The following is a 15,420-nucleotide window of genomic DNA, read 5'->3' as shown; positions in this document are numbered from 1 at the left end:
TATAATCTTATATCTTAAATTGATGCCCAATTTTGATTAGCCTTATCAAATACAAACTTTACTCTTTTAGCCTTAGTAGCTTCAAATTGTATCTCTAGCATATCACTAGTTACTGTATAACTTCCTTCAGTTACTTTTTGGAAATTATCTCCTGAAGCTACTGGCGATATATATATACTAAACTGCTCTGCAAATCCCTTACCATTGACTCTTGATTTATAAGTTAAACGACTTATCACTTCTGCATCTTCTAAAGTTAATATAACTTCATTCTTAAATGAATCACTATTTGGATTTCCAGTTTCCCAATGACTATTTGTATCTTCATCTATTGCATACTTTATCGCTGAACTAGAATATTGTCCACCATTGTTGCTTATACTTAAATTTTTAACTCTATACACATCATCATACTCATTTATATAGTTTGTATAAAATGGTTCAAATTTAGACACATTTGCAGTACCGCTTTGAACTTTTCCAAATTCTACTAACTCTTTAGCTATATTTAATTTTTCAATATATTCATCTTTAAACGGATGTCCATTAGCTTCTTCTATTAAATTATTAATAACTTCAATTGTTCCAAACTCTGGGTTAACTTCATTCATTTTTTCATCTATAAATAATATATCTATTTTTTGATCTAATTCATCTGGCATATATAAACCAAATTCAGAAGCTAAAGCCCAATTTTCATATCCTTTTTTATATACAAATTTTATTCTTCTTACTTCTGTTTCTTTAAATTTTATTTGTAAAGTATTTTTAGTTGTTATACTTGTAGACCCATCTGATATTTTCTCAAATGTATCCCCCTCAGAAGTTCTAGATCCATATATCTCAAATTCTTGTGCAAATCCTCTTGAAACTAGGCTTGTATACATTATTCTATCTATTGTAGTTAACTCATCTAAAGTTATTACTACTTCATTTGTATGGCTAGATGTATTTTGCTTACCTGAATGCCAATTTGTATTTACATCTCCATCCATAGCTCTTGCTATAACATTAGAGGAATAATGTCCACCATTAGTTGTTATACTTGTAACTTTCTCTAACGGCACTTTGAATAATTCATCATAACTAGCTAGCCTTTCATCATTAAATGACTTAAAGTTAGATACCTTAGCCTCTGTAAATTCCAATGCTTTTCCTTCTAATATTATTCTAGCATTATTAATATCTTCTCTTATTTCACTATATAAAGGATGTGTGCTGGCTTCTAAATCAAAAGCTTCTAGTTTTTCTAGAGTATTAAACTCTTCACTTAACTGATTTTTTGAATCATTAGTAAATATATTATTCATTTTATCTATTATATTATCTTCTTTATAAAACATAAATTCAGATGCACTTGCCCATCCTTGATTTGCTTTTTTAAATACAAATTTTACCCTCTTAAATTCAGTTGCATCAAATTTTATTTCTACAATATCTCTTATTGAACCATCATATTGACCTGAAGCTACTAGTTCAAAGTCTTCTCCATCCTCTGTATTAGATGAATATATTTCAACTTCCTCTGCAAAACCTTTTCCACCTGCATCTGGTCTTGCCGCATAAACTATTCTATTTAATGTAGCTACTTCATTTAAAGTTATTATAACTTCATTAGTAAAATTACTATTATTAGGTATTCCTGTTTCCCAATGAGTTTGGAAGTTTCCATCTATGGCCTTATCTATGGTACTACTTGAATATTTCCCACCATTATTAGTTATAGATTTTATGTTAGAGTTGTCCATTTTAAAAATTTCATTATAACTCTCTAACAACTCACTACCATATAAAGTAAATTTAGTTATAGTAGCTTTATTAGTTTTATTTTCCTCCTCCACTTCATTAGTTTCAATAATATTGTTTCTTGTTAATGTTTCTGCAAACACATTAACTGGTGTAGCAACTAAATTAGTTATTGTTGTTGCTAAAATTAATGTTGATAACTTTCTTTTTAACATTCATTTTCCCCCTGAAATATTATTTCCCCCAGAAAAGCACATTAAAAAAGCTACTCCCTAAAGAGTAGCTAAAATAAACATAAACTTTTAATAAAAGTAATTTTTACTTACAGAAAATATCGGTATCATTATTAAACGTTATCATTTAAATATAACTTTTAATTTTCTATAAATACTATTAACCTTTTAAAACTTTATAAACAAAAAGTATAATGCACTCTTTGGCAACTGGCTGACATAGAAATACTTCCTTAGTCCCTATAGCTTTGCGTCTCTAAATTTCTTTAGATTTGCCTATTTAATTTTAAATTTAATATCAATATGCTACCACTTATAATATGTATTATTTATTATTAAATAATAGTTAGCAATTGTTGTTTTTGATTATACTATAAAATTTAACTTTTTACTACAAAATGGCATATCTTTCATAAATTTCAGTATAAATAGATTTCTCACTTATTTTTTTCTATTTAGCACTGTATTTTTCCCTTTTATGATTAGAATAATATACTTTTAAAAGCCTAGTTGTTAAAAAATACAATTTACTTATTATCTTTATATACTTGAAAATACAATTAAATAAATAATCACAATAACTTCTATTATATTTTTAATATAAAAAAAGAAGAAATTAATTTAACAACTTCTTCTTTATTATAAAATATTAAGCTTCTTCTTTAATTCCCATTATCATAGTAGCGGCAAAAGCAACACCTATTGCTATAACCATTCCTATAACATAATGTAACATTGATGTAGAATTTGTTATGGCTATTCCTGGTATTCCAGTAACACCAACTGCAGTCATTCCAACTTTCATAGCTACTACATAAGCTCCACCAATAGCTCCACCAATGGCTGCTCCTATAAATGGAGTCTTATATCTTAAATTAACACCAAATATAGCTGCTTCTGTTATACCGAATAGTGTACTTACTGCTGATGGAAGAGCTACAGCCTTCATCTTCTTATTCTTAGTTAATAAGAATGCTGCAAAACATGCTCCCCCTTGAGCTACATTTGCCATTGACCAAATTGGTAATAATGTATTTACACCAGTTTCAGCTAAAAGATTAAGTTCTACAGCGTGGAAACTATGATGAATTCCTGTTATAACTATTGATGAATATGCTCCTCCAAATATAAGTCCAGCAATTACACCTAATTTAGATATTGCAAATGTTAAGAATATACTTATTGCTGCTCCAACAACATTGGCTAATGGCCCTACAACTGCTAAAGCTAAGAATCCAGTTACTAATACTGTTATTAATGGAGTTACTAATATATCAAGCATTTCTGGAACTATCTTTCTAGTACCCTTTTCTATATATGCCATTATAAATACAACTAATAATATAGGTAATACTGTTCCTTGATATCCAAGTAATGGCATATTTATAAATCCTAAAACTTTAATAGTTTCATATCCAGTACCTTGTGTCCATGCATTTTGTAAAGCAGGGTGAATCATTATTCCCCCAACAGTAGCCGCTAAATATGGATTACATCCAAATACCTTTGCTGCACTTATTGCAACTAATATTGGTAAGAAGTTAAATGCTGCTGAACTGAACCAATCAAGCATCATCCACCACCAAGTATTAGAGTATTGCTCTAATCCAAATTTACCTGCTAAACCTAATAATCCCATTAATAAACCTGCTGCAACTATAGCTGGTATAATTGGAACAAATATATCTGATAATATCTTAGCTAACTTTTGTATTGGATTTAGTTTTTTAGCACCTTCTTGCTTAACTTCTGCAGTGCTCATTTCTTTAATTCCTGCAATTTTTATAAGTTCTGCATAAACTTTATTTACTGTCCCTTGTCCTATTATTATTTGGAATTGACCTCCATTTAAAAAGGCACCTTTAACAATATCTAATTTTTCTAGTTCTTCTTTGTTAGCTAAGTTTTGATCTTTTAATACTAATCTTAATCTTGTTGCACAATGTGCAGCACTACCAACGTTTTCTGGCCCACCGATATACTTTAAAATATCTTGAGCAGCATCAAAATACTTATTTGACCCCATTTTAAAATCCTCCTAATAATTTTTAATTTTTAATTTTTAATAAATTTATAATTACCTTATAATAAAGGCTTTATTCAATAAGTGGTAATGTTCCCACAGTGCTTATAAAAAACTTGTGGTAATGTTCCCATTCACCTTAAAAAAACGTATTACGTTTTCATTTTTTGCTAAGTCAATTGTCGAAATTTGTTTATAATTTAATTTCAATACGATTATATAACTTTATTTTATATAAGTCTACACTTTCTTAAAATTTTTATCTTGGTAATTTTTGAATAAACATTATACATTTCAGTATTATTCTATTTAACCTATATATTTTTTTAATGATTTATATATAGGAACATTCCCATATATAAATCATTAAAACCTTTTCACAGTTTGATTATACACTATTTCTTTTTATTAGTAAACAATTTATTTTAACTTTTTTTACCATTTTTTCTTTTTGTATTGTTTTCTCATTAAGATATTCCAACATTATTTCTGCCGACTTTCTTCCTGCAGTTTTATAATGATAGTGAATTGTTGTAAGTTTAGGGGTAATAACCCTTGATATTTTAGAATCTCCCATACCAACCACTGCAACATCTTCTGGAACTCTGTAATTATTATCAATTAAATACTCTATTGCACCTAATGCTAAATTATCAGTCACTGCAACTATTGCAGTAGGTGGATTATTTCCTTCCATAATTTCCTTTGCTAATTTATAACCACTTTCTTCAGCAAAGTCACCTATTTTTATATTCTCATTAATTATTTCTATATTTTTTTCATTTAATGTTTCTATAAATGCCTCTCGTCTATCAAAACCAACAGCCTGATCTTCTTCATAAACTCCAATATAGCCTAACTTTTTATGACCTTTTTCAATTATACAATTTGTTATATCTCTTGTTGCATCAAATTCATTAAAGAATACTGATGAAAACCCCTCTATATCTTGAGCTACAACTACAATAGGCACTTCTAAGTTTTTCATAACACTTATATGTTTTTCAGTTACTTTAGTTGCCATAAAGATAATTCCATCTACTTGATTAGCCTTAAATATATTAAGATATTCTAATTCCTTTTCAATTGAAAGATTCGTATTTGCAATTAAAATATCATAATTATTAGGTGATAAAATTTCTGTAATTCCCTCCACTACTCTTGCTGGAGTTTCACTACTTATTTTAGGAACTATTACTCCTATTAAATTTGTTTTTTTAGTTCTCATTCCTTTTGCTTGTCTCTGAGGAGTAAACCCTGTTTCATCAAGCACTTTTTTTATTTTTTCTCTAGCTTCAGCACCAACATACCCATTATTTAAGTATCTAGATACTGTTGATTTAGATACCCCTGCTAACTTTGCAATATCAATTATATTTAATGCCATTATCGCTTCTCCTTAATAATTGTTTAAATGTTTTCACTTAAAAACATATTCATATACTATACTAATTTATATACTGTAATATTTCAACTTTAAAATGTATATACTTAAATAATCAACTTCAATCATATTATTACTATTTTTAGTAAATAATAAATTTATTAATTGTTAATACTATATTTAGAATTATTTTCTTAGTATATTTTCTATACTAACCATACCTTATATATATTAATTAAATATTAAATTTATAAAACCTTATATTTGTTATAAGTTTTTAATATCATATTTACTTTAAGTTTTAGTTACAAGGAGTGATTGAATGTTTTCTAAAGATAAAAATATTAAAGTAAGATATACCTTTAAACATTTTTTTCTAGTATTCATATATGATATCCTTATAATTTCTTTATTTATATATTTCTTTTATACACTAGGAACTGTTAAAGGTCATAGTTATATTGATTATACTGAAAATAATTTTTTCCTTACTAATAATGATTCTATTTATACCTTTGTAGATTACACTGAAAATTCACTACCTAAAAATAGTAATTTACAATCTTATGAAGAAAGTATAAATAAATTTTTATCTGAAGCTTTTACCAAAAGAAATAACAGCTTCTTATCTGGAGATGTATCTTCTTTATATAACTACTATAGAGCTTCTAGCTCCAATGGTAGATATTCATTAATATACGAATTTAAAAGAATTGCTTATTTAAGAGATTGGGCTATTGAGCGTGGTATTTTATTTACTTCCATAAACTCTTTTATAATTATAAATAGTATCACTCAGAAGGATAATAAATTTATAATAGATGTGGATGAACAATGTACTTTTACTTATGTTCATAATAAAGGTAAATTAAAAAATGAATTTTCACTAACTATTCCCCATATATTAACTCTATATAGTTATAGTGAAAATTTTGATGATTTATATTTAATCGATAAGGATTACTACTGTGATGTATTTGATGATGGAATAGATAATTACACATTTACATTAACTGAAACAGTCTTACCTTATACCAAAACTTTAAATAGCAACTTTTCAACACCTACTAATTTGAAAGTTGATGATATTTTAAGATTTGAAAAATCACTATTTACAGATCATAAGGCTGTAATTTCTGGCTTTGATTCAAATGGTTATCCTCTAATAAATTGCAATAGCTTAAATGCTGTTAATATGCCATTCGACTTTGGTTGGAATGAAAAAAATATTAAATCTTCTTATTAACACCTTCTTGCCTCAATATAAAAATGAGATTATATCAAAATTGATGATATAATCTCATTTTATAATACTTTAAATTAGTATCTATTTCTTTCTTTCATTTGACGCTCTATATCTCTTTTATGTGCTTTTTCAAGCATAGAATCTCTCTTGTCATAGTTTTTCTTACCTTTACAAATACCAAGAGCTACTTTAACTCTTCCATTTTTTAAATATAAAGATAGAGGTACTAATGTGTATCCATCTCTAGAAACTAATCCTGCAAGTCTTCCTATTTGTTCCTTATGAAGTAAAAGCTTTCTTTCTCTTAAAGGATCAACATTAAATATATTTCCTTGCTCATAAGGACTAATATGCATATTTAGAATAAATACCTCACCATTTTTAATATCAGCATAACAATCCTTTAAATTACACTTTCCACCTCTTATAGACTTAACCTCTGTCCCAACTAATGCAATCCCTGCTTCAATTGTTTCTTCAACAAAGTAATCATGACGAGCTTTTCTGTTTTCAGCTAAAGAATTACTATTCTTAACTCTTGCCATATCCTCACCCACTTCTTTATTAACACGTTTTTTTTAATTATATCAATTTATAACTAAAATCACAACTTAAGTAATTTATTCATTGAATTCTTCTTCTGGTTCTATTGATTCCTCTGTTTTTTCTTCATCTTCAATCTTAGTTCCAAACTCTTTTTTTACTTCTGCAATTATTGAAGCTGTCTCTTCGCTTGGCACTATTTCTTCTAAATGTTGTTCACTTTCAAGTATATCAAAGAAAATTTCTCTGTTATCTATATCAACTCTAGAGCATTTTACTTTAACCGAATCACCTAATCTATAAATTTTCTTAGTTCTTTGACCTAAAAGCATTAAATGTTGCTCATCATAAACATAATAGTCATCATCTAAATCAGTTATATGAACAAGTCCTTCTACTGTATTTGGAAGTTCAACAAATATACCAAATGATGTAACAGATGATATAATTCCTTCAAATTCTTCACCTATTCTATCCATCATATATTCAGCTTTCTTTAAATCATCAACTTCTCTTTCTGCTTCCTCTGCAAGTCGTTCCATATCTGATGATTGCTTTGCAGCTATATCAACTATTGGTGCAAGTTTGGCAGCTCTTTTTTCATCTATCTTACCATTTAAGAATTCCTTTATTATTCTATGAATTTGTAAATCAGGGTATCTTCTAATTGGTGATGTAAAGTGGCAATAATATGTTGCTGCTAATCCAAAGTGCGAAGAACATTCTGGTGTATATTTTGCCTTCATCATACTTCTTAATAAAAGAGTACTAACTACAGTTTCTTCTTTCTTACCTTTAACCTTTTCTAGTACTTCTTGAAGAATTCTTGGATGAATATCTTGTGTTACTTTCATTGTATATCCTAAGTTGTAAATAAAGTCCCTAAATTTTTGTAATTTTTCTTCATCTGGATTTTCATGAACTCTATATACAAAAGGTAAATTAGTCCAGAACATATGCTCAGCAATAGTTTCATTACAAACAAGCATGAATTCTTCAATTATTCTATTTGCTATTTCTCTTTCATATGGTTTTATATCAATTGGTTTACCATTTTCATTTAAGATTATTTTAGATTCTTCAAAATCAAAATCTATAGCGCCCCTTCTCATTCTCTTATTTCTAAGTATTAAGCAAAGCTCTTGCATTGTTTTAAAGTCATCTACTAAATAATCATACTTCTTAATAAGTTCCTCATCATTATCTCTAAGTATTTTAGTTACATCTGTATATGTCATTCTTTCTGATGTTCTAATAACAGTTTCAGCTATTTCATGGTCACAAACTTTACCATTGTTATCAATAGTCATAAAGCAACTTAATGCTAATCTATCAACCTTAGGATTAAGTGAACATATGCCATTTGAAAGCTTCCTTGGAAGCATTGGTATAACTCTATCTATTAAATAAACTGAAGTTCCTCTTTTTAACGCTTCTTTATCTAGCGGATTTTTTTCTTTAACATAATGAGTAACATCTGCAATATGAACTCCTAACTTATATCTACCATTATCTAATTTTTCAATAGAAACAGCATCATCAAGATCCTTTGCATCTTCTCCATCTATTGTTACCATTCTAAGATTTCTAATATCTTTTCTTCTCTCTATTTCTTTTTCTTCTATTTCTTCTGAAATTCCTTCAGCATAAGCTAAAACCTTTGGTGGAAACTCTTCTGGAAGACCATGTTTTTTAATTATAGTTAAAATATCTAATCCTTTTTCACCTTTTTTTCCAAGCACTTCTTTAACTATTCCTTCAGGACTTCTTCTCTTTTCTGGCCATTTAGTTACTTCCGCAATAACTACATCACCATGCTTTGCTCCATTTTTATCTTTCTTTGAAATAAATATATCTTGATTTAATCTAGAATCCTCTGGAACAACAAACCCAAAGTTTCTACTATCTTCATAAACACCTATAATTCTAGTATTAGCTCTCTCAAGTACTTCTACAACTTCTCCTTCTCTCTTCTTCCCATTAATATCATCTCTAGTAATTTGCACAAGTACCCTATCGTTATTCATAGCACCATTAATAAATGAACTTGGAATAAAAACATCCTTTTCTCCTTCTTCTTCTGGAATTAAGAAACCAAATCCTTTTTGATGCGCCTGAAGTTTCCCTTTTATAAGTCCTAATCTTTCAGGAAGTGCAAATTTATCTTTTTTTGTTCTAATAATTAACCCTTCTAACTCCATAACCTTTAAGGCTCTTTTAAATGATTTATATTCATCTGGATTTATATCAAAAACTGTAACTAGTTCTTGAATATCCATAGGTCTATATGCCTCTTCCCTCATAAAGCTGAGTAAGGTGTCTTTTATTTTCATGTAATTTCCTCCGATTAATTTAATTTATTGTCTTTATCCATTATTTTCTTATACACACTATTTATTATAGTACCACATGTATGTTTTTTTATTCAACACACAGCGCTTAAAATAATTTCCCTACTATAATAGTATTCTCAAAATTTTAGTAAATCACTAAAAAAAGACCACTATTTTATATAGTGGCCTAAGTAATAATTATATTAAACTATATTTAAAACTACTGTGTTTATTGCAAATAGAAGCATTGAAACTATTGTTAACTTAACTAACATTGCTTCTTTTGTCTTAGCTTTGTTTTTTGTAAAGAATGTTTCACTCTTACTTCCTTGAATTAACCCACTTAAAGCATCAGCTTTACTTTTTTGCATTAATATTGACACTACAACTATTAATCCTAAAACCGCTTCTAAAACAAATAATACATTTTTCACGGTTACACCTCCCACTCTATACTTTCAAGCATACTCATATGAAATTATCATAACATAATAATCCTACTATTACAAGATTATTTACAAATAACTCCATAATTTTCTAGGCCATTCTTCTGTAAATATCAAAATATTACATTAAGATTTTACTAAATAAATTTAATATATTTTAAGTATCCTATAGATAATATTAATAAGCTCAAATTATAATTTTATATAATTTTTTCATTGGTTAAACTACCTTTGCTACACTTAATGCTAGACTTGCTTTTTAATAATCTTATGCTAGCTACAACAATTCCACTTATTATTACAAACAGATAAAAACTAATCCCTCTACTAAGTAACATTGCTGAGCTTAATGAACTTGATGGAAAAAGTGTTTTAAATAAAGTTAAAAAACTACCTTCACTTGTTCCAACAGCTCCAGGAAGAGGAATTGCAGAAACAGAAATAAACAATATTGCTTGTATTAAAAAAACTGTAAAGAATGAAAAATCATCAAGGCCAAATGCTTTATACACAAAAAAAGTTATACTATACATTGCTCCTATTTGAATAATAGTTATTAAAAGTACTTTTATAAAAATATATTTATTTTCTATAATTAGTATTGCTCCTTGTTGGTATTGACTTATTTGTTCTTTTACTTGTTTTCTAATCTTTTCAACATCTATAAATTTCAGTATACTTATTAATCTTAAAAATAATTCCGCTAATTTCATTGTAAATTTTTTCGAAAATATAGCTAAAATAATAAAGCAAAGAATTAACAAATTAATTAACAATCCTAAAAAAATAAGAATCCTCATTGTGTAATTTAAGTTCATAATAAAATCTAAATTAGCTATAATACCTATTACTGCAATAGTTACTGTAACAATTTGAAAACTAGCAAGCTCCATAAGTAATACAAGCGAAGAATGTGAAATATTAATGTTGTCTCTCTTCATATAATAAACTTGCATAGGTTGTCCTCCTGAAGCTGATGGAGTTATGGAACTAAAAAAGAAACCTACAAATGAATATTTTAATCCTTGAAAAACACTTATATCATATGAAAATATTTTTAGCATTCGTCTAATATTTATTCCTTCACAAATTATGAATATAAACATACAAATAATTCCTATAAATATATAAAATAAATTTACAGACTTTAGTGAAATTAATATATTACTTACACTACTGTCTTTAAATAAAATAAAAAATGTAACTGAAATTAACGCTATAAAAAATATACTATTTTTAAAAATATCTTTTGGGGTTATATTATTACTCATACAGTTCTCCTATTGTGATAAACTCATATCCTTCTTCAAGCCATATAGGCAATGTTTTTTCTAAAGCTTCAATTGTTCTAAGAGGAGCTTCATTTTTACCTCTTCCATCATGTAAACAGATAATACTTTTATTTTTTGTTTCATTTAATAATCGTTTTGATATTTCATCTGAACTTATATCACTTTTCCAGTCACCAATTATTACATCCCAAAGTACTAAACTTAAGTTATATTTCTTCAAATTAACTAATGTTGTTAAATTGAGATGACCCCACGGTGGTCTAAATGACTTAACTGAAATCTTTAAATTCTTAAAGATTTTTATACTCTCTTCAAAATCTTTATTTGTATATAAAGGACCTCTTATTAAACCATTTTGATGTTCTAAAGAATGAAGTCCTATAGTGTGTCCTTCTTCTTCCATACGCTTTATAATGCTACTATTTTTTTCTGCAAACTTAGCAACAACAAAAAATGTAGCTTTTATATTATATCTTTTAAGTAAATCCAAAAGTTTTTCTGTATATTTTTCATCTGGTCCATCATCAAAAGTTAAGGATAAAAACTTTTCACTTTTAACCTCATTAGCAATAGACGTACCTTTAAATTTAAAATAAAAGGTTGGAAAAACGCTATATGCCAATATACTAATTGCTATAATAACTACAAATCCCATTACTAAGCTCCCCTCTTAAACTTTTCTATAATATTTATAATCTCTTCTTGTCTTAGTTTCTCTTTAATTTTCTTCATATTACGTTTCATTTCTAAAACAGCTACATCATTATTTATTAATTCTATAATGTCTTTTTCTATATAAAAATTCTTTTTCCAAATAACTTTACCTATTTTTTCTCTTTCAATATATTGTGCATTTTTAATTTCTTGTACTAAAAAAGGTTCTATAACATAAATAGGTACTTCACTATGAATTGCTTCAAATAAAGTTATTCCACCTGACTTTGATATTATTAAATCTGCTTTTTTCATATACTCGCTTATTGTATCTGTATATCCAACTACAACTATATTTTTATACTTCCCTTTAATATAGTCATACATTTTTTTATTATTTCCCGTTATAATTGTTGTTTTTATATTTCTTTCATTATTAAGTGATTCAAATACCTCTTCTTTAAAGGGAATTAAACCTAAGCCTCCACCCATAATTAAAACCTCTTTTAATCTATTTTTATGAAGTGATACAGTATTATTTTTAAATTGTTGCTTAACCGGAATTCCGGTAACAAATATTTTCTCTTCATCAATACCTTTTTTAATTAAATCTTCTTTTATACTATAATCTCCAACACAATAAAAATCTGTATTTTTGTAAATCCATTCACTATGACTAGAAATATCAGTTATGAATGTAAATAAAGGAATATTTAATTTCTTAATGGATTTATATTTTGAAATATATTGTGAGCTTATTGGTAATGTAGATATAACTAAGTCAGGTTTATACTCTAAAAATAACTTATCTATTTTATTTACAAATAAATAATTAAAAGTTTTAATATTATAGTCTTCATTATTACTATTTATAAAATTATATAAATTCGACCATTTTGTAACTAATACATTAAAACTACTATAAATAACCTTACTTGTTTTTGGCATTAAATATTCTAATATATCTACTATATCTACATTAATATCTGAACACTTACTTTTTATTTCTTCATTTATTGCTTCTGATACAGAATAATGTCCCATTCCGAATTTTCCTGTTAAAATTAATACATTCATTTTATTTCCCCCAACTTTTTACTATAAATTAATTATAAATAGTAAATCTTAATATTTATTTAATTCAAATCTTAATATTTACTTATATAGAATGCTTAATTTATTAAGATTTTATTAAATTACTTCATATTTAAAACTCATTACTTTTTCTTAATTAATTTTATATAAAAAATTTTTTATAACATATCGATTAATATTACATAGTTATTACAATTTTGTAATATATAAAAAGACCGTGCTAAATTTGCACGATCCTTTATTTTTAACTATTAATTTTTTATTGTTCCTTTATGTTAAAGAATGCTTTTCTTCCTCTATATTCTGCAACATCATCAAGTTCTTCTGCTATTCTAATTAATTGATTATATTTAGCAACTCTTTCACTTCTTGCTGGTGCACCAGTCTTAATTTGACCTGCATTAACTGCAACAACTAAATCTGCTATTGTAGTATCTTCTGTTTCACCACTTCTATGAGATATAACAGCTGTATATCCTGCTCTATTTGCCATTTCTATAGCATTTAATGTTTCTGTTAATGTACCAATTTGATTTAATTTAATAAGAATTGAATTTGCAACTCCTCTATAAATACCATCTTCTAATCTTTGAGTATTAGTTACAAATAAGTCATCTCCAACTAATTGAACTTTCTTACCTAATCTATCAGTAAGTAATTTCCAACCTTCCCAATCTTCTTCTGCCATACCATCTTCAATAGAAATAATAGGATATTTATTTACCCAATCTTCAAAGAAATCAACCATTTCAGCAGCAGTTAAGCTCTTTCCTTCATGTTCTAATACATATTTACCATCTTTATAATATTCAGATGATGCAGCATCTATTGCTATAAATATATCTTTTCCTGGTTCATATCCAGCCTTCTTAATAGCTTCTAATATAACTTCAATAGCTTCTGCATTACTCTTTAAATTAGGTGCAAATCCACCTTCATCTCCAACCCCTGTTGAATATCCTTTATCATTTAAAGTTTTCTTTAATGCATGATAAACTTCTGCACAAGCCTGAACAGCTTTATCAAAAGAATCAAATCCAACTGGCATAACCATGAACTCTTGTAAATCAACAGAGTTATCAGCATGAGATCCACCATTTATAATATTCATCATAGGTACTGGAAGAACTTTCGCATTTACTCCTCCTACATATTGATATAGAGGAAGTCCTAAATAGTTAGCTGCTGCTTGTGCAACTGCTAAGGAAACACCTAATATTGCATTAGCTCCTAATTTTCCTTTATTATTGCTTCCATCAAGTTCAATTAACATTTTATCAATATATGTTTGATCAAAAACATTACATCCAATAAGTTCTTCAGCTATTGTATCATTAACATTTTCAACAGCCTTTAAAACTCCTTTACCCATATAATAATCCTTATTTCCATCTCTTAATTCAACAGCCTCATAAATCCCTGTTGATGCTCCTGATGGAACTGCAGCTCTACCAATTGTACCATCTTCTAGATAAACTTCTACCTCTACAGTTGGAAAACATCTTGAATCTAGTATTTGTCTTGCTACTACATCAACAATTTCAACAAAATTTTTCATTTTATATCCTCCTTAAATTTAGCAATAAATGAAATATTTATTTTTTTCTTTACCATCTACCTACTTATTTTTTACAGTAAAAATGAATAATATTCACTTATTAAAATAAAAAATAAGATAGCAAATAGATATTTATTTTCCATTCACCACCTTACTTTTTATTAATACTCTTTTGCATAATATTGATTAATTTTTTGCTCCCACTCTGTTGCCTTTCTTCTATCTATTATATATATGCCTTTTAAAAACTCTTCTAAAACACCTACTCCATCAAGACCTTTCATCAAATGCCTTGGATAATCAACTTTTCTTCTATAACACTGCTTAGGATCAATAACCATTAACCTTTCAGCTTTATCTACATATATATCTCTACATCTAGCATCTAATTTTGTAAATTTTAAAGCCTTAAATTCATTTATTAATCTGTAAAGATTATATATTAACTGCTGACTTAATCCATTTTCTTCTATATAATCATCTAATCTCTTTCCATTTACCATATCCCTTAATATATAATAATCTCCATTTTTATATATTTTGGGGAAATATTTAGATTTTTTTACTTTGTATAATATTTCTGCTTCACTTCTACAAACATTTTTATCTGTAAATATTTTTATAGCCCTATTTCCAGGTACTTCATAAACAATTCCATTATGCCCTTCCCCTAAAACTTTAGCATCTTTGAACAATCGTTCCACTTCTTTATCGAAGTCTGCTGAATACGCATATGTCCTAGCCATTATAACCTACCTTAATTAATATTTGTACTATTATATTAATAATAATATTATTATATTCTTATAATACTCACCTATAGTATATTAATCCTATCTAAAATACAATTTTCTTTTTCTAAAAAAT

Annotated in this window: 12 protein-coding genes and 1 riboswitch; of the genes, 1 reads left to right on the top strand and 11 read right to left on the bottom strand. The window is 27.1% G+C overall.

Annotation, left to right across the window (positions count from 1 at the left end):
• Positions 1 to 14: 14 nt before the first annotated feature.
• The 3 genes from LPC13_RS02350 to LPC13_RS02340 all read right to left on the bottom strand — a co-directional run bounded on the left by LPC13_RS02350 (position 15) and on the right by LPC13_RS02340 (position 5,389).
• On the bottom strand, positions 15 to 1,961 hold the full coding sequence (locus LPC13_RS02350) for a discoidin domain-containing protein (RefSeq protein ID WP_234088513.1): 1,947 nt from the start codon (positions 1,959 to 1,961) through the stop codon (positions 15 to 17).
• Between the two features lie 220 nt (positions 1,962 to 2,181).
• Positions 2,182 to 2,266, bottom strand: a riboswitch (cyclic di-GMP riboswitch).
• Positions 2,267 to 2,628: 362 nt separating this feature from the next.
• Positions 2,629 to 4,005, bottom strand: coding sequence for a sucrose-specific PTS transporter subunit IIBC (locus LPC13_RS02345; RefSeq protein ID WP_005211627.1), 1,377 nt, complete (start codon positions 4,003 to 4,005; stop codon positions 2,629 to 2,631).
• Between the two features lie 385 nt (positions 4,006 to 4,390).
• On the bottom strand, positions 4,391 to 5,389 hold the full coding sequence (locus tag LPC13_RS02340) for a LacI family DNA-binding transcriptional regulator (protein ID WP_195244965.1): 999 nt from the start codon (positions 5,387 to 5,389) through the stop codon (positions 4,391 to 4,393).
• Between the two features lie 319 nt (positions 5,390 to 5,708).
• Between LPC13_RS02340 and LPC13_RS02335 the strand changes: the two genes are divergently transcribed.
• Positions 5,709 to 6,632, top strand: a complete 924-nt coding sequence (locus LPC13_RS02335) for an amidase domain-containing protein (RefSeq protein ID WP_005211630.1) — start codon at positions 5,709 to 5,711, stop codon at positions 6,630 to 6,632.
• Between the two features lie 74 nt (positions 6,633 to 6,706).
• On the opposite strand, the gene smpB is transcribed toward LPC13_RS02335, so the two are convergent.
• The 8 genes from smpB to LPC13_RS02295 form a co-directional block, all read right to left on the bottom strand.
• On the bottom strand, positions 6,707 to 7,177 hold the full coding sequence (smpB, locus tag LPC13_RS02330; protein ID WP_040418851.1) for an SsrA-binding protein SmpB: 471 nt from the start codon (positions 7,175 to 7,177) through the stop codon (positions 6,707 to 6,709).
• A 75-nt stretch (positions 7,178 to 7,252) separates the two neighbouring features.
• The gene (gene rnr / locus LPC13_RS02325) at positions 7,253 to 9,508 is read right to left on the bottom strand and encodes a ribonuclease R (protein WP_005211634.1); all 2,256 of its coding nucleotides are present in this window, start codon (positions 9,506 to 9,508) and stop codon (positions 7,253 to 7,255) included.
• Between the two features lie 203 nt (positions 9,509 to 9,711).
• The gene (secG, locus tag LPC13_RS02320) at positions 9,712 to 9,942 is read right to left on the bottom strand and encodes a preprotein translocase subunit SecG (RefSeq protein ID WP_040418853.1); all 231 of its coding nucleotides are present in this window, start codon (positions 9,940 to 9,942) and stop codon (positions 9,712 to 9,714) included.
• A 212-nt stretch (positions 9,943 to 10,154) separates the two neighbouring features.
• Positions 10,155 to 11,225 carry a lysylphosphatidylglycerol synthase transmembrane domain-containing protein gene (locus LPC13_RS02315; RefSeq protein ID WP_005211645.1) on the bottom strand — a complete coding sequence of 357 codons (1,071 nt, stop codon included), beginning with the start codon at positions 11,223 to 11,225 and terminating at the stop codon, positions 10,155 to 10,157.
• Positions 11,218 to 11,901 (bottom strand): polysaccharide deacetylase family protein, encoded by a 684-nt coding sequence (locus tag LPC13_RS02310; RefSeq protein WP_005211647.1) that lies wholly within the window; start codon positions 11,899 to 11,901, stop codon positions 11,218 to 11,220. The genes LPC13_RS02315 and LPC13_RS02310 overlap by 8 nt, the downstream gene beginning before the upstream one ends.
• Positions 11,902 to 11,903: 2 nt before the next feature.
• Positions 11,904 to 12,977 carry an MGDG synthase family glycosyltransferase gene (locus LPC13_RS02305; RefSeq protein ID WP_195244968.1) on the bottom strand — a complete coding sequence of 358 codons (1,074 nt, stop codon included), beginning with the start codon at positions 12,975 to 12,977 and terminating at the stop codon, positions 11,904 to 11,906.
• Between the two features lie 277 nt (positions 12,978 to 13,254).
• On the bottom strand, positions 13,255 to 14,553 hold the full coding sequence (gene eno / locus LPC13_RS02300) for a phosphopyruvate hydratase (RefSeq protein ID WP_005211653.1): 1,299 nt from the start codon (positions 14,551 to 14,553) through the stop codon (positions 13,255 to 13,257).
• A 161-nt stretch (positions 14,554 to 14,714) separates the two neighbouring features.
• On the bottom strand, positions 14,715 to 15,299 hold the full coding sequence (locus tag LPC13_RS02295; RefSeq protein ID WP_005211655.1) for a hypothetical protein: 585 nt from the start codon (positions 15,297 to 15,299) through the stop codon (positions 14,715 to 14,717).
• Between the last annotated feature and the right edge of the window lie 121 nt (positions 15,300 to 15,420).

This window comes from Clostridium celatum (assembly GCF_021412605.1).
Classification (GTDB): Bacteria; Bacillota; Clostridia; order Clostridiales; family Clostridiaceae; genus Clostridium; species Clostridium celatum.
Note: the sequence above shows the minus strand (reverse complement) of the source record. Positions and strands in the feature narration are given on the sequence as shown.

Bases quoted from the DNA above. Each gene is read 5' to 3' on its own strand.
- LPC13_RS02350 (WP_234088513.1), bottom strand. From the start codon at position 1,961: ATGTTAAAAAGAAAGTTATCAACATTAATTTTAGCAACAACAATAACT.
- LPC13_RS02345 (WP_005211627.1), bottom strand. From the start codon at position 4,005: ATGGGGTCAAATAAGTATTTTGATGCTGCTCAAGATATTTTAAAGTAT.
- LPC13_RS02340 (WP_195244965.1), bottom strand. From the start codon at position 5,389: ATGGCATTAAATATAATTGATATTGCAAAGTTAGCAGGGGTATCTAAA.
- LPC13_RS02335 (WP_005211630.1), top strand. From the start codon at position 5,709: ATGTTTTCTAAAGATAAAAATATTAAAGTAAGATATACCTTTAAACAT.
- smpB (WP_040418851.1), bottom strand. From the start codon at position 7,177: ATGGCAAGAGTTAAGAATAGTAATTCTTTAGCTGAAAACAGAAAAGCT.
- rnr (WP_005211634.1), bottom strand. From the start codon at position 9,508: ATGAAAATAAAAGACACCTTACTCAGCTTTATGAGGGAAGAGGCATAT.
- LPC13_RS02315 (WP_005211645.1), bottom strand. From the start codon at position 11,225: ATGAGTAATAATATAACCCCAAAAGATATTTTTAAAAATAGTATATTT.
- LPC13_RS02310 (WP_005211647.1), bottom strand. From the start codon at position 11,901: ATGGGATTTGTAGTTATTATAGCAATTAGTATATTGGCATATAGCGTT.
- LPC13_RS02305 (WP_195244968.1), bottom strand. From the start codon at position 12,977: ATGAATGTATTAATTTTAACAGGAAAATTCGGAATGGGACATTATTCT.
- eno (WP_005211653.1), bottom strand. From the start codon at position 14,553: ATGAAAAATTTTGTTGAAATTGTTGATGTAGTAGCAAGACAAATACTA.
- LPC13_RS02295 (WP_005211655.1), bottom strand. From the start codon at position 15,299: ATGGCTAGGACATATGCGTATTCAGCAGACTTCGATAAAGAAGTGGAA.